This is a genomic window from Acinetobacter sp. 251-1 (genome assembly GCF_030329305.1).
GTDB lineage: Bacteria > Pseudomonadota > Gammaproteobacteria > Pseudomonadales > Moraxellaceae > Acinetobacter > Acinetobacter piscicola_A.
The window spans coordinates 117,517-137,426 of sequence record NZ_JACANS010000008.1; the positions used below are offsets into that span (position 1 = coordinate 117,517).

The following is a 19,910-nucleotide window of genomic DNA, read 5'->3' on the forward strand; positions in this document are numbered from 1 at the left end:
TATGGGTCAGAAGGTTCATCCAATCGGTATCCGCCTAGGTGTTGTGAAACGTCATAACGCTAACTGGTATGCGAATCCGAAACAATACGCTGAATACTTGCTTAAAGATTTGCAAGTTCGTGAGTTTTTGACTAAAAAACTTAAGAATGCAATGATCAGCAATATTCTTATCGAACGTCCTACAGGCGCTGCTAAAGTAACAATTAGCACTGCTCGTCCAGGTATCGTGATCGGTAAAAAAGGCGAAGACATTGAGAAATTACAGCGTGAACTTACCAATATTATGGGTGTTCCTGCGCAAGTAAGTATCAATGAAATTGATCGTCCAGACTTAGACGCGCGTCTAGTTGCTGAAGCAATTGCTTCTCAATTAGAAAAACGTGTAATGTTCCGTCGTGCTATGAAGCGTGCGGTTCAAAACACAATGCGTGCTGGCGCTAAAGGTATCAAAGTTGAAGTTTCAGGCCGTTTAGGTGGTGCAGAGATTGCACGTACTGAATGGTATCGTGAAGGTCGTGTACCTTTGCATACGCTTCGTGCTGATATTGATTACGCAACTATGCGTGCTGAGACTACTTACGGTACGATCGGCGTTAAAGTATGGATTTTCCGTGGTGAGATCTTAGGTGGCATGAAACAAGTCATGAACCCTGCTCCTGCTGAAGAGCGTCCAGCTAAACGTGGTCGTGGTCGTGGTGAAGGTCAAGAGCGTCGTGGTCGTCGCAATGATCGTTCTGCTGAAAAAGGAGAATAATCCATGTTGCAACCTAAACGTACTAAATTCCGTAAAGTACAAAAAGGCCGTAACACTGGTCTAGCACATCGCGGTAGCACTGTATCTTTTGGTACTGTTGCGCTTAAATCTATTGAACGTGGTCAAATGACTGCGCGTCAGATTGAAGCTTGTCGTCGTACAATTAGTCGTCGTGTTAAACGTGGTGGTAAGATCTTTATCCGTGTTTTCCCAGACAAACCAATTACTGAAAAACCATTAGAAGTTCGTATGGGTAAAGGTAAAGGTTCTGTGGAATACTGGGTTTGTCAAATCAAACCAGGTAAGATCTTGTACGAAATGGATGGTGTTAGTGAAGAATTGGCTCGTGAAGCGTTTGCGCTTGCAGCGGCTAAACTTCCGTTCAAAACCACTATCGTTACTAAGACGGTGATGTAATGAAAACTAAAGATCTACGTGAAAAATCGGTAGAAGAGTTGACAGCTTTGCTTGATGAGCAACAGCTTAACCAATTCCGTCTTCGTATGGCGAAAGCAACTGGTCAATTGGGTAAATCGCATGAAGTTGCGCTTACTCGTAAAACTATTGCTCGTATCAAGACACTCCTTACCGAAAAACAGGGGAACGGACAATGAGTGAGCAAACAGTTCGCACGTTAACTGGCAAAGTCGTAAGTGACAAAATGGACAAGTCTATTGTTGTTCTTATTGAACGCCGCGTTCAACACCCGTTGTATGGCAAATCAATCCGCCGTTCAACTAAATTACACGCTCATGATGAAAACAACGTTGCTAAAGTTGGCGACCTAGTAAGCATCAAAGAAAGCCGCCCAATTTCTAAAACTAAGTCTTGGACTTTAGTTGAAGTAGTTGAAGCTGCTGCTGAGTAATTAACGTTCTTGTTGCATCATTGGTTAATTTCGAGTACTCTTTGAGCCTTTCGAAATTTCGACCGGTGATGCGACTCGGTTTTGGAGTAGGGCAATGATTCAAACCGAAAGTATGCTCGACGTAGCAGACAACAGTGGTGCTCGCCGCGTACAATGTATCAAAGTACTAGGTGGTTCACATCGTCGTTATGCTTCTGTTGGCGACATTATTAAAGTTACTGTAAAAGAAGCAATTCCACGTGGCCGTGTTAAAAAAGGTGACGTGATGAATGCTGTTGTGGTTCGTACTAAATTCGGTATTCGTCGTCCAGACGGTTCTGTGATCCGTTTTGATGACAATGCTGCAGTTATTTTGAACAACAACAAGGCTCCGATTGCCACTCGTATTTTCGGACCAGTGACTCGTGAACTTCGTACTGAACAGTTCATGAAAATCATTTCATTGGCTCCTGAAGTTCTATAATAGAGGCAATCATGGCTAAGATTAGAAAAGGCGATCAAGTAATTGTGATCGCAGGTAAAGAAAAAGGCAAACAGGGTACTGTTCTGTCTGTTTCTAATGACCGTGTTATGGTAGAAGGCCTTAACTTGGTTAAGAAGCATCAAAAGCCGAACCGTGCAACAGGTGCTGAAGGCGCTATCGTTACACAAGAAGCTTCGCTTCATATTTCAAACGTGGCAATTTTTAATGCTACAACCCAAAAGGCTGACCGTGTTGGTTACCAAGTGTCTGAAGGCGTGAAAACTCGCGTTTACAAGTCAAATGGTGAATCAGTGGCGGTAGCGAAGTAATAGGTTGAAATAGGCTATGGCCAGACTTAAAACGCGTTATAACGACGAAATCCGAGCTAAGTTGAAAGAAGAACTTGGTTTGGCGAACGTGATGGAGATTCCTCGCATCACAAAAATTACCATTAATATGGGTGTTGGTGCGGCTTCAGCTGACAAGAAATTGTTAGATGGCGCTTTAGCTGATATGCAAGCTATTGCTGGTCAAAAACCAGTATTAACTTTAGCTCGTAAATCAATCGCTGGTTTTAAAATCCGTGATGGTTGGCCGATTGGTTGTAAAGTTACTTTACGCGGCGAACAAATGTACGAATTCTTAGACCGTTTGATCTCAATTGCGATCCCTCGTATCCGTGACTTCCGTGGTTTCTCTGCGAAATCATTTGACGGTCGTGGTAACTACTCTATGGGTCTCAAGGAACAAATTATGTTCCCTGAAATCGATTTTGATAAGATCGATCGTATTCGTGGTATGGACATCACCATCACTACGACTGCTCGCACTGATGACGAAGGCCGTGCGCTTATGCGTGGTTTCGGCTTCCCATTCAAATAAGAGGTCGATATGGCTAAGAAAGGTATGATTAATCGCGAATTGAAACGCGAAAAAACAGTTGCAAAATTTGCTGCAAAACGTGCTGAATTAAAAGCAACGATTGCAAATGTAAATGCAACTGATGAAGAGCGTTTCGAAGCGATGATGAAGTTACAAGCATTACCACGTAATGCATCTCCAGTGCGTCTTCGTAACCGTTGTGGTTTAACTGGTCGTCCTCATGGTTACTTCCGTAAGTTCGGCTTAAGCCGTAACAAATTACGTGACACAGTAATGCAAGGTGATGTACCGGGCGTTGTTAAGGCAAGCTGGTAAGGAGCGACTATAAATGAGTATGCAAGATACCGTTGCCGACATGTTAACACGTGTTCGTAACGCACAAATGGCAAAGAAACAAACTGTTTCTATGCCAAACTCTAAGTTGAAAGTTGCGATTGCGAACGTACTTCAACAAGAAGGTTATATTTCAAACGTAGAAGTTGCTGATAATGAAGGCAAAGCTACTTTGACTATTACTTTAAAATATTTCGAAGGCAAACCAGTTATTGATACTGTGAAACGTGTAAGCCGTCCAGGTCTACGCCAATATCGCGGTAAAGATGCACTTCCTAGCGTTAAGCAAGGTTTAGGTATTGCAATTGTTTCTACAAGCAAAGGCATCATGACTGATCGCGCTGCACGTGCTGCGGGCGTTGGTGGTGAAGTTATTGCTTTTGTTTCTTAATAGGTGATTCCTCATGTCTCGTGTGGCTAAAGCCCCAGTAACTGTACCTAATGGTGTAACAGTTACTCAGAACGGCCGGCAGGTCGAAGTGAAAGGCAGCAAAGGTACGTTGTCTTTCAACCTGCATGCGCTGGTCGAGCTAAAACAGGAAGAAGGTCAACTTCACATTGCTCCTAAAGCTGAGTCGAAAGACGCTTGGATGCAAGCTGGTACTGCTCGCGCTGTTCTTAACAACCTTGTAAAAGGTGTTAGCGAAGGTTTCGAACGCAAGTTACAACTCATTGGTGTTGGTTATAAAGCTGCGGTTAAAGGTAACGTTGTTAACCTTAACCTTGGTTTTTCACACCCAATCGACTACAACCTTCCAGAAGGTGTAACTGCTGAAACTCCAACTGCAACTGAAATTATTCTTAAATCTGCTGATAAAGCAGCTTTAGGTCAAGTGGCTGCAGATATCCGTGGTTACCGTCCACCAGAGCCTTATAAAGGTAAAGGTGTTCGTTATTCTGACGAAGTTGTTCTTCGTAAAGAAGCTAAGAAGAAATAAGGCGCGAGGTTCTTATGAACGAAAAGAAACAATCCCGTTTGCGTCGTGCAAAAAGCACACGCTTGCACATTCGTGCATTGGGTGCGACTCGTTTGTGTGTAAACCGCACGCCGCGTCACATCTATGCGCAAGTTATTTCAGCAGATGGTGGCAAAGTATTAGCGCAAGCTTCTACTTTGGATGCATCTTTACGTAGCGGTACTACAGGTAATGTAGATTCAGCTACTAAAGTAGGTGCTTTAATCGCAGAACGTGCGAAAGCTGCTGGTGTTACTAAAGTAGCGTTTGACCGTTCTGGTTTTAAATATCATGGTCGTATCAAAGCCTTGGCTGATGCTGCTCGTGAAAACGGCTTGGAGTTCTAATCATGGCTAAAGTTGAACAAAACGAAGGTCTTGTTGAAAAGCTGGTTGCCGTTGATCGTGTAGCCAAAGTTGTTAAGGGCGGTCGTATCTTCTCTTTCACAGCATTGACTGTGGTTGGTGATGGTAATGGTCGTGTAGGTTTTGGTCGTGGTAAAGCACGTGAAGTTCCAGCTGCTATTTCTAAAGCACTTGAAGCTGCACGTCGTAACATGATCACTGTTGATCTTGTTGACGGTACTTTACAACACCCAATCAATGCGCGTCATGGCGCTAGCCGTGTATTCATGCAACCTGCATCAGAAGGTACTGGCGTAATCGCTGGTGGTTCTATGCGTGCGGTACTTGAAGCTGCTGGTGTACGTAACGTATTGACTAAATGTTATGGTTCTACAAACGCTGCAAACGTTGTAAACGCGACTTTTAATGGTTTGCGTGATATGACTTCTCCAGAGAAAGTTGCTGCAAAACGTGGTCTTTCAGTAGAACAAATTTTAGGGTAATCAATCATGAAAACGATTAAAGTTACCCAGACTAAATCTGCTTCGCATCGTTTGAAAAATCACAAACTTTGCCTACAAGGTTTAGGTCTGCGTCGTATTGGTCATACTGTAGAAGTAGTAGATACTCCTTCTAACCGTGGTATGATCAACAAAGTCTACTATATGGTTAGTGTAGAGGAATAAGCCATGACTCTGCGTTTAAATGAGCTTGCACCTGCTGAAGGTGCAAAACGTGAAAACCGTCGTTTAGGCCGTGGTATCGGTTCTGGCGTTGGTAAAACCGGTGGCCGTGGTGTCAAAGGTCAAAAATCACGTAAAAGTGGTGGCGTTCGTCCAGGCTTTGAAGGTGGTCAAACTGCGTTATATCGTCGTTTACCTAAATTCGGTTTCACTAGCCAATTGGCTTTGAAAACTGCTGAAGTACGTTTGTCAGAACTTGCTAAAGTTGAAGGTGATATTGTTTCACTTGAAACTTTGAAAGCTGCGAATGTTGTACGTAAAGATATGTTACGTGCTCGTATCGTTCTTTCTGGTGAAATTACTCGTGCGTTCACTGTACAAGGTGTTGCTTTGACTAAAGGCGCTAAAGCTGCTGTAGAAGCTGCTGGCGGTAAAGTCGAGGAGTAATCGCGAGTGAGTATGTCTCCTAGTTCTTCAGGTCATGTGAATATGATGAAAGGTCAACCGTTTCATGTGAAATATCGTGAAGTTATACGCCGATTAATGTTCTTAATTGGTGCATTGGTGGTCTTTCGACTAGGAGCGCATATTCCGCTACCAGGTATCGATAATGTCGCTTTAGAACGTTTTTTCAAGGCTAATGAGGGTACCTTCTTAGGCTTGTTTAATATGTTCTCAGGCGGGGCATTAGAGCGAATGTCAATTCTTGCGTTAGGGATCATGCCATACATTTCTGCATCGATTATCGTGCAGTTAATGTCAACGGTTGTTCCTTCGCTGGAAGCATTAAAGAAAGAAGGCGAGCAGGGCAAGCGTAAGATTAATCAATACACACGATATGGCACACTTTTACTCGCATTTGTTCAGGGTATCGGGATGTGTGCAGGTCTAATTAGTCAAGGTATTACTTTGACTTCTGGACTGGCATTTTACATTCCAGCACTAACATCGTTAGTTGCGGGTACCATGTTCTTAATGTGGTTGGGTGAGCAAATTACAGAGCGCGGTATTGGTAATGGTATCTCGATGATTATCTTCGCAGGTATTGTTGCTGGCTTACCAAACCTAGTAATTCAAGCATTTACTTCGGTAGATAATGGTCAGTCAAGTTTAATTGGTTTGGCTATTTTTGGATTGCTCTCGGTTGCTGTACTTGCAGCGATTGTGTTTATTGAAAAAGCGCAACGCCGCATACCTGTTAACTATGCTCAAAAGCAGCAAGGTCGTCGTGTATTCACTGCACAGCAAACACATTTGCCATTGAAAATTAACATGGCAGGGGTGATTCCAGCAATTTTCGCAAGTTCGTTATTGTTGTTCCCTGCAAGTTTAGGTCAATGGTTGGGTAGTGCTGATCCAAATGCAGGAATTGTAAAACGTAGCCTTCAAGATTTGGCACTCGTATTGTCGCCTGGACAACCTTTGTATTTGGTGCTCTTTGGTGCGTTAATTATCTTTTTCTGTTATTTTTATACGGCACTTGTATTTAGCCCTAAAGAAGTATCAGAGAACTTGAAACGCAGCGGAGCTTATGTACCTGGTATTCGCCCAGGTGAGCAAACTGCTCGTTACTTAGATCATATTCTTAATCGTTTGACGTTTATTGGTGCGATTTATATTACTGTGATTTGTTTGATGCCAATGATTCTGCAAAGTTCTTTTGGTATTCCGTTCCACCTTGGTGGTACATCATTGTTGATCGTTGTTGTTGTTGTGATGGACTTTATGGCTCAGCTACAAGCACATCTCACTTCACGCCAATATGACAATCAAACGTTAATGAGAAAAACGACTGCTCATCCTAAAGGATAAGCGCACTTAGAGGTTTCATCATGAAAGTACAAGCTTCTGTAAAGAAAATTTGTGGTAGCTGTAAAGTTATCCGTCGTAATGGGGTTATTCGCGTAATTTGTAGCGCTGAACCTCGTCATAAGCAGCGTCAAGGTTAATTTAATTAAGACCTGTTGATTTCAGTAGGCTAATTAGGTTATTATCCGCCCCTCAAGATTTTTGTGGGGCGGTTGATTATCTCTACTGCCTTTTTGGAGAAATTTGAATGGCTCGTATTGCCGGTGTAAACATTCCGGATAACAAGCATGCTGTTATCTCTCTCACGTATATTTTTGGTATTGGTCGCCATACTGCTAAAGTTATCTTAGCTGCTGCGGGTGTTGCTACAACTACTAAGATTCGTGAATTAGATGATGCTCAGCTTGATGCGATTCGTGCTGAAGTTGCTAAGGTTCCAACCGAAGGTGACTTACGTCGCGAAATTTCCATGAACATTAAACGTTTAATGGATTTAGGCTGCTACCGCGGTCTTCGTCATCGTCGCAGCTTGCCTGTTCGCGGACAACGCACCAAAACTAACGCACGTACCCGTAAAGGTCCGCGCAAACCTATTAAGAAATAAGATTTCTGGAAGCTAAAAGATGGCTAAAGATACTCGCACACGCAAGAAGGTCACCCGTACCGTCTCTGAAGGTGTTGCACACATTCACGCTTCTTTTAATAACACCATTGTTACGATTACTGATCGTCAAGGTAATGCATTGGCTTGGGCCACTTCAGGTGGACAAGGCTTCCGTGGATCACGTAAATCAACTCCGTTTGCTGCTCAGGTAGCTGCTGAAGTTGCTGGTAAAGCTGCTTTAGATTACGGTTTGAAAAACTTGGACGTCCTTGTAAAAGGTCCTGGTCCTGGTCGTGAATCTGCGGTTCGTGCATTAGGTGCAGTGGGTTATAAAATTAACAGCATTACCGATGTGACTCCAATTCCGCACAACGGTTGCCGTCCACCTAAAAAACGTCGCGTGTAAGGAGAAACATTCATGGCTCGTTATATTGGTCCAAAATGCAAACTCTCTCGCCGCGAAGGGACAGACCTGCAATTAAAATCTGGCGTTAAACCTTTTGACGTCAAAACTAAAAAAGCTGCTAAAGCGCCTGGTCAACATGGCGGGGCTCGTGGTGGTAAACAATCTGAGTATTCACTACAATTACGTGAAAAACAAAAAGTACGTCGTATGTACGGTGTGTTAGAGCGTCAATTTAGTAATTACTATAAAGAAGCTGCTCGTGTTAAAGGCGCAACAGGTGAAAACTTGTTGAAATTGCTTGAAAGCCGTTTAGATAACGTTGTTTATCGTATGGGCTTTGGTTCTACACGTGCAGAAGCTCGTCAGCTTGTATCTCACCGTTCAATCACTTTAAATGGTCGTCGCGTTAATATCGCGTCTATCCAAGTTAAAGCGGGTGACGTGATCGCAGTTCACGAAGGTGCTAAACAACAATTACGTATTAAAAACGCAATTGAATTAGCTGCTCAACGTGGTACTTCTCCTTGGATCGAAGTAGATCATTCGAAACTTGAAGGTACATTTAAAGCTGCACCAGATCGTTCTGATTTACCTGCTGAAATCAACGAAAGCTTGATTGTAGAATTGTATTCTAAATAATCCTTGAGGTAGCAATAATGACGCGTACTGCAAACGAGTTTCTTACTCCGCAAGCGATCAAGGTCGAAGCGGCAAGCGGGACCTCGGCGAAAGTGATTCTAGAACCTTTAGAGCGTGGCTTTGGTCATACTCTGGGGAATGCTTTACGTCGCATTCTATTATCTTCTTTGCCTGGCGCTGCTGTGGTTGAAGTGGAAATAGAAGGTGTCGAGCACGAGTACAGTACTTTAGAAGGCTTGCAGCAGGACATCGTCGAGCTCTTGCTGAACCTAAAAGGATTGTCTATTAAGCTGTTCGATCAAAACGAAGCATATTTAACATTAGAAAAACAAGGTCCTGGCGATGTAACTGCTGCTGATCTTCGTTTGCCACATAATGTTGAAGTGGTTAACCCTGAACATGTGATCGGCACTTTAAGTGCTACAGGCTCATTAAAAATGCGCTTGAAAGTTGCTCAAGGTCGTGGTTATGAAACATCTGACTCACGCTTCCCTGAAGGCGAAACTCGCCCAGTGGGTCGTTTACAGTTAGATGCTTCTTATAGCCCAATCAAACGTGTTTCTTATACCGTAGAAAATGCGCGTGTAGAACAACGTACTGACCTTGATAAATTGGTCATTGATCTTGAAACCAATGGTACTGTAGATCCAGAAGAAGCGATCCGCAAAGCGGCAACAATCTTGCAACAACAAATTGCAATTTTTGTTGATCTTCAGAAAGATCAAGCGCCAGTGGCTCAAGAACCTCGTGAAGAAGTTGACCCAATCTTGCTTCGTCCAGTAGATGATCTAGAGCTTACTGTTCGTTCTGCTAACTGTTTGAAAGCAGAAAATATTTACTACATTGGTGATTTAGTACAACGTACTGAAGTTGAGTTATTAAAAACTCCTAACTTAGGTAAAAAATCGTTGACTGAAATCAAAGATGTTCTGGCTTCAAAAGGCTTACAACTCGGCATGCGTTTAGAAAACTGGCCACCAGCTAGTTTGCGTATGGACGATCGTTTTGCCTATCGTAGCCGTTAATTAAGTAGGACTATCACCATGCGTCATCGTAATAGTGGTGTGAAATTAGGCCGTACAAGCAGTCATCGTAAAGCGATGTTCCAAAACATGGCGAATTCTTTGTTTGAACATGAGTTAATCAAAACTACTGTTCCTAAAGCAAAAGAGTTACGTCGTGTAGCTGAGCCTTTAATCACTTTAGCTAAAAACGATACTGTTGCAAACCGTCGTTTAGCGTTTGCTCGTACTCGTTCAGCAGCAACTGTTGGTAAATTATTTACCGTTCTAGGCCCTCGTTATAAAGAACGTAACGGTGGTTATCTGCGAGTTCTTAAAGCTGGTTTCCGTGCAGGTGATGCTGCACCAATGGCTTATGTAGAACTTGTAGATCGTGAAGTAAACTAATACTTCTCTAAGAACTTCGGTTGTTCTTGAAAAGGTCGGTTTTTATACCGACCTTTTTTATGCTTCGGAATAATAATTGTTAGACAAAATATTAAAAATGTCCTCAAGTGACATGCATTTTGTCAGAAAAAGTCAAACTTGACATTGTGTATTGTCAAATTTATGTTTTAATAAAAATGTACTCTTAAAAAGGTTATAAAAAGAAAATGGAAAAGCAAGTTGATATTCTCATTGTAGGCGCAGGGATCTCTGGTATTGGAGTAGCTGCACATTTATCTAAAAATTCGCCACAACGTTCGTTTGAAATAATTGAGCGCCGAGATAGTTTTGGTGGTACTTGGGATTTATTTAAATATCCTGGTATTCGTTCAGATTCGGATATGTCGACTTTTGGTTTTAATTTTAAGCCTTGGCAAAAAGCAAATGTACTTGCAGATGGTGCTTCAATTAAAGGTTATGTTTCTGAAGTTGTTGATGAATTTAAACTTAAGGATAAAATTCATTTTAATCATCGGGTACGCACTGCGAATTATGATTCGGTAACAAAAAAATGGTCTGTGGAAATTGAAGATCCGAATGGTCAATTACAGACTTGGATAGCAAACTTTGTGGTAGGTTGTACCGGTTATTATAACTATGACCAAGGTTATCAGCCTGATTATCCTGGTAAAGAAAACTTTAAAGGTGAGTTTGTTAATCCACAATTTTGGCCTGAAAATTTAGATTATGCAGGTAAAAAAGTTGTGATTATTGGTAGTGGTGCAACAGCAATTACCTTGGTTCCAGCAATGGCAAAAGGGGGTGCAGGTCATGTGACCATGTTACAACGTTCACCTACCTATATTGCATCAATTCCATCGGTGGATTTTGTGTATGACAAAATGCGCAAAGTATTGCCTGAAGATTTAGCCTATAAATTGACGCGAGCACGTAATATTGGTATGCAACGTGGTATTTATGCACTTGCACAAAAGCAGCCTAAAGTACTGCGTAAATTGCTATTAAAATCAATTGAAATGCAGCTAAAAGGTAAAGTGGATATGAAACACTTTACGCCAAGCTATAATCCATGGGATCAACGTTTATGCGTCGTGCCTGATGGTGATTTATTTAAGATTTTACGTTCTGGTAAAGCGAGTGTTGAAACGGATCATATTGAAAAAATTACTGAAACAGGCATTCAACTTAAATCAGGTCAGCATTTGGATGCAGATATTATCGTCTCTGCAACAGGTTTGGAAATTCAGATTTTAGGTGGTATTAAAGCAACATTAGATGGTAAACCGCTAAATACCTCACAACATATGTTGTATCAAGGTGTGATGGTGAGTGATGTCCCAAATATGGCGATGATTATTGGTTATATTAATGCATCGTGGACACTTAAAGTTGATATTGCAGCGGATTATATTACTCGTCTCCTCAATTATATGGATAAGAAAGGCTATGATGAGGTGGTTCCACAAGGTGATGCAACTGAATTGATGGAAGACACCGTTATGGGAAGCTTATCATCGGGTTATATTGCACGTGCTGCTGATGTGATGCCTAAACAAGGTAAACATGCACCTTGGAAAGTGACGAACAACTATCTTGCAGACCGTAAAGAATTGAAACATGCTAAGTTTGATGATGGTGTGTTGAAATTTCGTAAGCGTGAAGCACAAGCGGCAAAAAAGCCTAAATTGGTTTCTTAATTAAAATAGGGAATCAGAAAAGGAGCGCAAGCTCCTTTTTTATTTTCAAGACCAAAGGGTTCATTTTTATTACGATAAAATATGCTAAAAATATTCAGCTTTCATTATAAATTTAGGATGAATACATGATGCAGCTTATACATTCAGTGCATAGAATTAAAATTGAAAAGGCTGAATTATTTGCACAGCATTGGCATAAGGATTGCACTTTTGAGCAAAAATCACCGATTATTTTATTTCATGAATCACTGGGAAGTGTGGAATTGTGGCGTGATTTTCCTGAAAAATTGGCAATGGTGACAGGGCGTAGTGTCATTGCTTATGATCGTTTAGGATTTGGTTGTTCCTCTGCATTAGATCATCCCTTAGCTATTGATTTTGTTGCACAAGAAGCCAAATCAATATTGCCTATTCTGTTAGATCATTTTCAAATCAATACTTTTATTGCAATGGGGCATAGTGTAGGTGGTGGTATGGCTAGTGTTTGTGCGGCACTTTACCCAAGGCAATGCCAAGCTTTAATCACAGTGTCTGCGCAATCTCAAGTAGAAGACGTGACTTTAGCAGGGATTAGGCAAGCTAAAGAAAATTTTAAAAATGAAAAATTATTTAATCGTTTAGCTAAATACCATGCAGACAAAACACAATGGGTATTAGATGCATGGACAGAAACATGGCTTTCACCTGATTTTGTAACATGGAATTTGGATGAGTATTTGACTTTAATTCAATGTCCCCTTTTGGCGATTCATGGCGAACATGATGAATATGCAACTTTAGCGCAACCGAGACGTTTCGTTGAGCGAGGGCAGGGTGAAAATGTATTGGCGATTATTGAGGCTTGTGGACATTTTCCTCATCAAGAAAAACAGCATGAAGTTTTAGAAGTGGTTGAAAGATTTTTAAAAAGAATTACTTAAATATTGCGATTGAATAAATGTTTAAATGTGAATATTAAGTAAACTGATCACTTTTTTTATAAAAATAAATTTTAATGAGAATGCATCTCCCTTCTAATAGGAAGATGCTTTAAGTTCTATATGAAGACAGCATTGACCGTATTTAAAGTGAACGAGAAATCAATTCCTTCATAATTTCATTGGTCCCTGCATAAATACGGTTTGCACGGTTATCGATATAAGCACGAGCAATTGGATATTCGAGCATATAGCCATATCCACCATGGAGTTGTAGGCACTCATCGACAACATTTGAGAATAATTCAGAAATTTTATATTTAGCGGCTGCGGCTGCATCTACACCAAGTGAGCCTTCAAGTTGTAGTTCCATACAACGATCTAAATAAGCACGACAGAAGTCAATTTCAGCCCGCATTTCAGCAAGTTTAAAACGTGTGTTTTGGAACGCACCGATGGGTTTGCCAAATGCTTTACGATCTTTCGTATATTGCACGGTATGTGCAAATGCAGCTTCAGCACCTGCTTGGCAGATAATCGCAACGAGCATACGCTCCCAAGCCAATTCTTTCATAAGCATGATAAACCCCATGCCTTCCATACCCAGTAAATTTTCTTTTGGGACACGGACATCTTCAAAGAATAACTCACAGGTATCTTGACCTTTCATCCCTATTTTGTTGAGTGGTTTACCTTTGCTAAATCCTGCGCGGTCAGCTTCAACAATGATCAAAGATAAGTTAGCAGAACCTTTGTCTGTATTGCCTGTTTTGCACACGACAATTGCCATGTCGCATAAATAACCATTGGTAATGAAGATTTTCGAACCATTAATGACATATTCATCGCCATCTAAAACGGCTGTTGTACGTACACCTTGTAAATCAGAACCTGTGCCAGGTTCGGTCATTGCAATGGCAGTTACTGCTTCACCTGATGCCATTTTGGGTAACCAATGTTTCTTTTGTTCTTCATTACCAAAGTTGTTGATATAGTTTGCAACAATGTCAGAATGTAATGAAAAACCTGTTGAAGAATCCATTGCATAGGCTTGTTCTTCAATCAAAATCATACTGTATAAACGGTCTACACCATAACCACCATATTCTTCTGGCATGGTTGCACACAATAAGCCCATTTCGCCTGCTTTATTCCATAAATCACGGTCAACATGTTGTTGTTCTTCGTATTTGGCGATATTGGGTACGACTTCTTTCTCATAAAACTTACGGACTGTTTCACGAAATGCTTCATGTTCAGCATTAAATAAATTGCGAGGTAGCATATTTGCCAATGGACGAATTGCGCCTGATTGCATGTTTTTTATTCCAAATTATTGTTTAATATTTATAAATTAAGTGAACATTCAGCTAGTCTCAATGAGGTGAATGCTCATTTGATATTAAATATTGATATATTTCGCCAATCGACATATATACTCAAGTATTTATGATGGAATCAGGTAAAATACTGCTCACTATCATCTTCGGGGAAAATCAATGTTTGAAGAATTAACTTTGGAAGAGCGTAAAGTCATTTATCGTGCACGTCGTGGTTTAAAAGAAATAGATGTTTATTTTGATCCTTATGTGAAGCAATATTATTTACAAGCAGATGCGACAGAGAAAGGCTTGTTTAAAGAGTTAGTGGATCAGGAAGACCCTGATTTGCTAGATTGGTTTATGGAGGTTTCTGAGCCACCAAAACCTGAATTAAGACAACTTATTATTAAATTAAAAAAATATGTCCACGGTTAATTCTAATTTTTATCTGTGTTTTCAACTGAAACCTAGTCGATTTAAATATGGGTTTCAGTTTTTTTTCGGTCTTGTGATTAGCATAATTTTATTTCAAATTTTGAGTCTTGGTATTTGGTTGGTTGCGGTCTTTCTGTTGCTTATTTCAGCGTATTTTTGGCATAGGCAGGCAATAATCGAGCAATTTGAACAGTTGGATGTAGATCTTTGGTCGGTCAAAATGACGCAAGACACAGTCATTCAACAGGTGAAAATCAAAAAAATGGTGGATCATCTTTTTTATATTGTGATCTATTTTGAGGATATTAATGCGCTCAATAAGTCATCAAATATTATTATTTGGCATGATCAATGTGACTTAAAAAGCTGGAAAATGTTAAAAGCACATGCAAACTTAGGTTAATTGTTGGACATTTTTTAATTGGGTTGAATTTTATAAAATTATTTAAAAATAATATCTTATAATGTGTATTAAGTACAAAAAAATCGATTGTTAGACTAAAATCACACAAACTAAGCAAAAAAATGGATTGTTAGACAATTCTATTTATGAATTTTAAACTTTACCTGTACATTAAACCTACCAACAGCAAATGAGGAATTTCGAGATGACTGAAGTTCAACAATGGTTGTTTCTAGTGGTCGCAATTATTCTTGCGATTGTGGTAGGAAGACTAGGAACTGTGCTGAGGGAACAGATTGAGAAAAGAAAGCTCAAAAGTAACAAACTCTCTTGAGGGTTTATTGTTTAATAAGTAGCATGTGCTGAACCGTCGCAATGCTACTTTTTTTTGCCTAAAATTTGCTAGTTCTTATTGTGCGGTCAATTCATTTCTATGTGTATTGTGGCAAATTATATTAATAAAATTAGAGTTATTGCTCTTTTCATCAAATAGAGCATCTGATATTTTAAGTAAAAAGGACATAAACACAATTACATAGAGGACAGGAAGTATGTCTAAAGTCCAAAAAATTGGGCAATTTATGGTGACTGCCATTGTTGCTTCATCCATTTTATCTGGTTGTTCATATGTGGTTAAGTCTGGGGCAAATGTCGCTTTAGGCTTTAGTGAAAATCATATTGTGCCACCCATTTTAGCAGGTAATGATGCAGATATGGCATGCCAATCCGGTAGTGCTTTAACCCCCGCTGTGATGGCAACCAAAGATATGGGGGCTGATCCAACTCGTATGGCTGTATTGCTGTACTCTGCGGCAGGGATGTGTGCTGAAAATCGTGCTTTAGATGCGGAGTTGCGTTATTTACGTGCTTCAAAAGACGGTAAAGTATCGGAAGCGCAAGATGCACGAGTAGAGCAAAAACGTTGGGCTGCATTGGCTGCAAATCGTCAGTATGCCGGCTATCAGTTATTTGCTGAACGTTGGCAAGCCAAATATAAATATACATTGGGTGATTCTTGCCCAACGATGAAAAAAGATTTAGATCAGACCATTTATCTCTTGGGAATGCTTAGTGGTTTGCAAGCGATGACCAATGATATTAATTCAGGTGGTGCAGCAAACGTTCCAAAGGATATCGCAGCAATTGTCGAACGTGGTATGACGTGTTTGGATAATAATAAATTCTGGGGTGCGCCAATGGCGACACGTGCAGTGATTTGGACATTATTACCTGGTGCGGATGAAGGTAAGCCTGATCCATATCAAACTTTGAAACAGTCTATGCAAATCGGTGAACAAAAAGGTGTGCGTCTAGCCCATGCTTTATATGCTGTATCTGCTCAAGCCAGTGGTGATGATGCACGTATTCGTGAAGCATTACGAACTTATGCTGCATCTCGTGAAGAAGATAAACCTGTTAATCCAGAGTTTAGATTGATTGATGCAATGGCAGGGCAAATGGTACAAGCGATTGCAGACCGTTATTGGACTGAACATACAGGTGTGCGTGCAGCAGATGATGGCATGACTGTATTCTGGGATGAGCAAGGTGCAACAGGCGATGATTCTTTATTTGAGGGATTAGGTGATCCTGCAACGGAGGATTCTGGTGCTGCTCCAGCTCAACAAGAAACAGCTGCACCGACTGAAGAAGCTACGCCAGAAAGTGCAACACCTTAACTGCAAAAATACACATTGAAATTTAATTTTTGTATTTATACTCAAGAAAAGCTTCGGCTTTTCTTGTTTTTTTAGAGGAACTGGATATGCAAGAAATACAACTCAAGAAACGTATGATCTTGATTGCAAGTTGCATATGTATTGCTGCTTGTTTGCAAATTTTCCAGTCCACTTTCATTTATTGGCGTTATACATTTTTTAGTGAAATTTGGCGATGGTGGACTGCACATTGGGTACATGTGGGTTGGATTCATTTTGCCTTAAATATGATTGCATTTGCATGTTTGCCTTTTATATTTCCGCATATTCAAAATCGTTTTATTATTTTACTGCTTTTGATTTTAGCTCCTTTATGTAGCCTAAGTTTTTATTATTTTTATCCTGAAATTGAAGCTTATGCTGGACTATCGGGTGTATTGCATGGTTTATATGTTGCTGCTGCATTTTTCTATTTAAAATTTCGTAAAGAGCGCAATTTTGCGGTATTGGTTTTATGTTTGGTGGTTGCAAAACTCATTTGGGAAAATACGTTTGGTCAAATTGGTACAGCGCAGCTCATAGGTAGTCCAGTTTTGGTTGAGGCGCATTTGGTGGGTACATTTTGGGGAGCAATTTTAGCCGTAATGTATTTGCTCTATCAGCAGCTTTTTATAGAAAATAAGAATAAATCTTAACGAAGATCATTTAAAAGATAAGCCTCCTATTTTGCAATTTATGCTCTATATAAAATGAGGATGTATTTAAGAGGTAGTAATAAAAATATTTCTCTGCTATTTGGAGCGAATCTATTGTTTTTTTATCTTAAATTGCTTATTAATGCATAGACTTAAGTGCGTTAATTTACATTTATCGTTTTATACTTGACAAAAATGCATGAAAAAAAATGTAACACTGCCATTCTTTTAATTTAAAAAAACATGCAGATTTGCAAGTGGACATAAAAATAGGAAATGAGGACTTCCGCGTTACTCATAACTTATAAAAAAATTAGTCTTATAAAAGATTTATAAGATTAGAGATAAAAATGGAATTATCATGAATGATAGTGCAGAAAATAAATCAGGCTTAGGGCTGATTGGTCGTATATGGACAGAAGGGATCTCAACTTTTCTCGTTCTTCTACTTCTCTTGTTGACCTTATTGATTGGTACAGGGGAAATGATTCATGGGCAAATGTTACGTATAGGCGAACGTCTATACGGTGACGAAAAAATAGGAATGCAATATTCCTTTTTAAGAGCTGAACCCACTAAACCAAGTTGTGAACGAAATCCAAATATTGATGCGCTTGTGCAAGAGCGTATGAAGGCTGAGGCAAGCGATCCAGATGCCAGTTTCTTTGGGGTGACATCTGAAGCTGATGTGCGTCAATCTTTTTTAGCGGCTAAAACTGAATGTGAAGAAAAATTTGCATTTTATGATAAGTCAATGAAGCATATGGAGCAGCATCCTTCTATTCGTTCTTATCGTACGATGGAAACGGGATTTTTCTGGTTGTTTAAGTTCGGTACAGAAAACCGTGTCTTGATCTTACTGTTTATGGTCATGATTTCATCGATTACTGCGTCGTTGAAAATGCATCATATTAGTTTACGTCCACCAACAACGAAACTCGATTTCAGAGTGTATTCAATTGCCATGATTTTGGGTAATGGTTTATTGACATACTCTGTCTGGAGTCAATATCAGTCTGTTATGAGCTCAGGGGTAGAGTCAACTTATGAGACGATTTGGGGATATTGGCTATGGTTGATCTTGTTTGTCAGTGTGACATTGATTAGTTTGTATCAGTTTTTTGCGATTCCAAAAACTGCTAAAGAAGGTGGAAATATCGGGCTTGCGCTCATCAGTATTCCGTTATATGCCATTATGGCGATTGTTACGGGTATTGCATTTACCTTCTTTATGGATTATCCAATGGGGCAAGGTATTTACCTTGGTCAGTTGGTTGAATTCTCAGGAATCTTCCTGAACTTAGCCCTATTTATTTGGGCAGGTATGTTACTAACACAAACACGAATCATGGACGTATTCCTTGCGATCTTACGTCCATGGAACCTTGCGCCAGAAACATTAACTTGGATCATTTTGATTGCTGCTGCGATTCCAACAGCGTATACAGGTGCTTCAGGGATCTTCGTTGTGGCAGCGGGTGCGATTATCTATCGTGAAGTATGGAACTCTGGTGCACGCCGTCAGTATGCACTTGCAGTCTCAGCGATGTCTGGTTCACTGGGTGTTGTATTACGTCCATGTCTATTGGTGATCTTGATTTCGATGTTAGATAGCCGTCATGTTACTTCTGATGAGTTATTTAATCATGGTATTTATGTCTTCTGGTTAACTGCGTTTATTTTCCTTGGTGTGTCTTTATACCTTGCAGAAGATAAATTCCGTATTAATTCACCAAAAATTGCAGTCCCAGGCATGTTAAAAGCTTTGGTTCCTGTGATTCCATATGTGGTGATTACCGCATTGGTTGTGGGTTTCTATAGCTATGGCTTAGATACGCAAATGGATGAATTTACAGCCCCTGTGATTCTTCCAATTATGCTATTGGCTTATATTTTATTTGATAAATATTGGGGGGACCGCGTTCCTGTGCCTGAGTACAATACTGCTTTAGCACAAGAACATGCGAAAAACTCTGAATATTTACGCACACATGGTAGTGCGGCTGAACATAAACGTAGCTTTGGTCAATCGATCTGGTTCGCCTCATCTGAAAGTGTTGGACATATCGGTGCTTTGATCATTCTAATGGCACTTTCAGCGAGTATGGGTGGTCTGATCGAGCGTAGTGAAATCGTGACAATGGTACCGACGCATTTAGGTAGCATCATGCTTTCATTGGCATTCCTTGCGATCTTGCTTGCGATTATTGGTATGACGACAGATCCATTTGGTGCGGTGATTTTGGTGGCTGCAACAATTGCACCTGTAGCGTATGAGAATGGCATCCATCCGATTCATTTCTGGATGATTGTATTGGTTGCTTTCGAGTTTGGTTATGTGACACCACCTGTTGCACTCAACCACTTGCTGACGAGGCTCTCTGTTGGGGATGAGGAGGTCGCCGCCGCAGATGCGGAAGCGAAAGAGAAGTATACAAGCTTCTATTATCGTTATGAACGTTGGTTATTGCCGATGATCGTCTTGTTCTCTGCTCTTGTGATTGTGACGTTTGTTCCATACTTACTCAATATGTTTGATTGGTATACCAATAAGTAACAGCTTCATTTCATTAAAGCACCTTCGGGTGCTTTTTTGTTTTCAGTCGATTCTATTTAAATCAAGCTTTAAAGTT

General features: G+C 40.3%; 28 protein-coding genes and 1 pseudogene. 28 read left to right on the forward strand and 1 reads right to left on the reverse strand.

What is annotated here, in order from left to right; all coding sequences use genetic code 11:
• Window position 1 precedes the first annotated feature (1 nt).
• The 23 genes and pseudogenes from rpsC (at window position 2) to HX129_RS08440 (ending at window position 12,767) form a co-directional block, all read left to right on the forward strand.
• Window positions 2–818, forward strand: a pseudogene (rpsC, locus tag HX129_RS08330) (30S ribosomal protein S3).
• The gene (rplP, locus tag HX129_RS08335) at window positions 758–1,171 is read left to right on the forward strand and encodes a 50S ribosomal protein L16 (RefSeq protein WP_130074347.1); all 414 of its coding nucleotides are present in this window, start codon (window positions 758–760) and stop codon (window positions 1,169–1,171) included. The pseudogene rpsC and the gene rplP overlap by 61 nt, the downstream one beginning before the upstream one ends.
• Window positions 1,171–1,368: a 50S ribosomal protein L29 gene (rpmC, locus tag HX129_RS08340; RefSeq protein ID WP_004650482.1), complete on the forward strand. Its 198-nt coding sequence runs from the start codon at window positions 1,171–1,173 to the stop codon at window positions 1,366–1,368. The genes rplP and rpmC overlap by 1 nt, the downstream gene beginning before the upstream one ends.
• Window positions 1,365–1,622: a 30S ribosomal protein S17 gene (gene rpsQ, locus HX129_RS08345; RefSeq protein ID WP_086178145.1), complete on the forward strand. Its 258-nt coding sequence runs from the start codon at window positions 1,365–1,367 to the stop codon at window positions 1,620–1,622. Before rpmC ends, rpsQ begins: the two co-directional genes overlap by 4 nt.
• Window positions 1,623–1,716: 94 nt before the next feature.
• Window positions 1,717–2,085: a 50S ribosomal protein L14 gene (gene rplN / locus HX129_RS08350; RefSeq protein WP_004725701.1), complete on the forward strand. Its 369-nt coding sequence runs from the start codon at window positions 1,717–1,719 to the stop codon at window positions 2,083–2,085.
• Between the two features lie 11 nt (window positions 2,086–2,096).
• Window positions 2,097–2,414 (forward strand): 50S ribosomal protein L24, encoded by a 318-nt coding sequence (gene rplX / locus HX129_RS08355; RefSeq protein WP_130074348.1) that lies wholly within the window; start codon window positions 2,097–2,099, stop codon window positions 2,412–2,414.
• 16 nt (window positions 2,415–2,430) lie between these two features.
• Entirely contained in the window at window positions 2,431–2,967 is a 537-nt protein-coding gene (gene rplE, locus HX129_RS08360; RefSeq protein ID WP_130074349.1) for a 50S ribosomal protein L5, read from the forward strand.
• Between the two features lie 9 nt (window positions 2,968–2,976).
• Window positions 2,977–3,282 carry a 30S ribosomal protein S14 gene (gene rpsN / locus HX129_RS08365; RefSeq protein ID WP_130074350.1) on the forward strand — a complete coding sequence of 102 codons (306 nt, stop codon included), beginning with the start codon at window positions 2,977–2,979 and terminating at the stop codon, window positions 3,280–3,282.
• Between the two features lie 13 nt (window positions 3,283–3,295).
• The gene (rpsH, locus tag HX129_RS08370) at window positions 3,296–3,691 is read left to right on the forward strand and encodes a 30S ribosomal protein S8 (RefSeq protein ID WP_107007583.1); all 396 of its coding nucleotides are present in this window, start codon (window positions 3,296–3,298) and stop codon (window positions 3,689–3,691) included.
• A gap of 13 nt (window positions 3,692–3,704) precedes the next feature.
• Window positions 3,705–4,238 (forward strand): 50S ribosomal protein L6, encoded by a 534-nt coding sequence (rplF, locus tag HX129_RS08375; protein WP_174493372.1) that lies wholly within the window; start codon window positions 3,705–3,707, stop codon window positions 4,236–4,238.
• A 14-nt stretch (window positions 4,239–4,252) separates the two neighbouring features.
• Window positions 4,253–4,603 (forward strand): 50S ribosomal protein L18, encoded by a 351-nt coding sequence (rplR, locus tag HX129_RS08380; protein ID WP_004725713.1) that lies wholly within the window; start codon window positions 4,253–4,255, stop codon window positions 4,601–4,603.
• A 2-nt stretch (window positions 4,604–4,605) separates the two neighbouring features.
• Window positions 4,606–5,103, forward strand: a complete 498-nt coding sequence (rpsE, locus tag HX129_RS08385; RefSeq protein ID WP_065994106.1) for a 30S ribosomal protein S5 — start codon at window positions 4,606–4,608, stop codon at window positions 5,101–5,103.
• Between the two features lie 6 nt (window positions 5,104–5,109).
• Complete coding sequence (rpmD, locus tag HX129_RS08390; protein WP_130074352.1) at window positions 5,110–5,286, forward strand: 50S ribosomal protein L30; 177 nt, start codon at window positions 5,110–5,112, stop codon at window positions 5,284–5,286.
• 3 nt (window positions 5,287–5,289) lie between these two features.
• Window positions 5,290–5,730 carry a 50S ribosomal protein L15 gene (rplO, locus tag HX129_RS08395; protein WP_004869511.1) on the forward strand — a complete coding sequence of 147 codons (441 nt, stop codon included), beginning with the start codon at window positions 5,290–5,292 and terminating at the stop codon, window positions 5,728–5,730.
• A 45-nt stretch (window positions 5,731–5,775) separates the two neighbouring features.
• Entirely contained in the window at window positions 5,776–7,095 is a 1,320-nt protein-coding gene (gene secY, locus HX129_RS08400) for a preprotein translocase subunit SecY (protein ID WP_171405093.1), read from the forward strand.
• Window positions 7,096–7,115: 20 nt separating this feature from the next.
• Window positions 7,116–7,232, forward strand: coding sequence for a 50S ribosomal protein L36 (gene rpmJ, locus HX129_RS08405; RefSeq protein WP_000867907.1), 117 nt, complete (start codon window positions 7,116–7,118; stop codon window positions 7,230–7,232).
• Window positions 7,233–7,339: 107 nt separating this feature from the next.
• On the forward strand, window positions 7,340–7,696 hold the full coding sequence (gene rpsM, locus HX129_RS08410) for a 30S ribosomal protein S13 (RefSeq protein WP_130074353.1): 357 nt from the start codon (window positions 7,340–7,342) through the stop codon (window positions 7,694–7,696).
• A gap of 19 nt (window positions 7,697–7,715) precedes the next feature.
• Window positions 7,716–8,102: a 30S ribosomal protein S11 gene (rpsK, locus tag HX129_RS08415; RefSeq protein ID WP_001040166.1), complete on the forward strand. Its 387-nt coding sequence runs from the start codon at window positions 7,716–7,718 to the stop codon at window positions 8,100–8,102.
• A 12-nt stretch (window positions 8,103–8,114) separates the two neighbouring features.
• Window positions 8,115–8,741, forward strand: coding sequence for a 30S ribosomal protein S4 (rpsD, locus tag HX129_RS08420; RefSeq protein ID WP_130074354.1), 627 nt, complete (start codon window positions 8,115–8,117; stop codon window positions 8,739–8,741).
• A 17-nt stretch (window positions 8,742–8,758) separates the two neighbouring features.
• Window positions 8,759–9,766 carry a DNA-directed RNA polymerase subunit alpha gene (locus HX129_RS08425; RefSeq protein ID WP_130074355.1) on the forward strand — a complete coding sequence of 336 codons (1,008 nt, stop codon included), beginning with the start codon at window positions 8,759–8,761 and terminating at the stop codon, window positions 9,764–9,766.
• 18 nt (window positions 9,767–9,784) lie between these two features.
• Window positions 9,785–10,150, forward strand: a complete 366-nt coding sequence (rplQ, locus tag HX129_RS08430) for a 50S ribosomal protein L17 (protein ID WP_004281488.1) — start codon at window positions 9,785–9,787, stop codon at window positions 10,148–10,150.
• Window positions 10,151–10,356: 206 nt separating this feature from the next.
• Window positions 10,357–11,847 carry a flavin-containing monooxygenase gene (locus HX129_RS08435; RefSeq protein WP_174493371.1) on the forward strand — a complete coding sequence of 497 codons (1,491 nt, stop codon included), beginning with the start codon at window positions 10,357–10,359 and terminating at the stop codon, window positions 11,845–11,847.
• Window positions 11,848–11,972: 125 nt separating this feature from the next.
• Entirely contained in the window at window positions 11,973–12,767 is a 795-nt protein-coding gene (locus tag HX129_RS08440; protein WP_286434831.1) for an alpha/beta fold hydrolase, read from the forward strand.
• A gap of 142 nt (window positions 12,768–12,909) precedes the next feature.
• On the opposite strand, the gene HX129_RS08445 is transcribed toward HX129_RS08440, so the two are convergent.
• A complete protein-coding gene (locus HX129_RS08445) occupies window positions 12,910–14,082 on the reverse strand; it encodes an acyl-CoA dehydrogenase family protein (protein ID WP_286434830.1) in 1,173 nt (390 codons plus the stop codon).
• A 181-nt stretch (window positions 14,083–14,263) separates the two neighbouring features.
• Here HX129_RS08445 and HX129_RS08450 point away from each other — a divergent pair, with 181 nt between their 5' ends.
• From HX129_RS08450 to HX129_RS08470, 5 genes are all read left to right on the forward strand, one after another.
• On the forward strand, window positions 14,264–14,521 hold the full coding sequence (locus HX129_RS08450; protein WP_130074359.1) for an FAD assembly factor SdhE: 258 nt from the start codon (window positions 14,264–14,266) through the stop codon (window positions 14,519–14,521).
• A 220-nt stretch (window positions 14,522–14,741) separates the two neighbouring features.
• The gene (locus HX129_RS08455) at window positions 14,742–14,924 is read left to right on the forward strand and encodes a hypothetical protein (RefSeq protein WP_174493369.1); all 183 of its coding nucleotides are present in this window, start codon (window positions 14,742–14,744) and stop codon (window positions 14,922–14,924) included.
• Window positions 14,925–15,475: 551 nt separating this feature from the next.
• The gene (locus HX129_RS08460) at window positions 15,476–16,603 is read left to right on the forward strand and encodes a hypothetical protein (RefSeq protein ID WP_130074361.1); all 1,128 of its coding nucleotides are present in this window, start codon (window positions 15,476–15,478) and stop codon (window positions 16,601–16,603) included.
• A gap of 86 nt (window positions 16,604–16,689) precedes the next feature.
• Window positions 16,690–17,277: a rhombosortase gene (rrtA, locus tag HX129_RS08465; protein WP_130074362.1), complete on the forward strand. Its 588-nt coding sequence runs from the start codon at window positions 16,690–16,692 to the stop codon at window positions 17,275–17,277.
• A 361-nt stretch (window positions 17,278–17,638) separates the two neighbouring features.
• The gene (locus HX129_RS08470; protein ID WP_130074363.1) at window positions 17,639–19,834 is read left to right on the forward strand and encodes a TRAP transporter large permease subunit; all 2,196 of its coding nucleotides are present in this window, start codon (window positions 17,639–17,641) and stop codon (window positions 19,832–19,834) included.
• The last annotated feature ends 76 nt before the right edge of the window (window positions 19,835–19,910 follow it).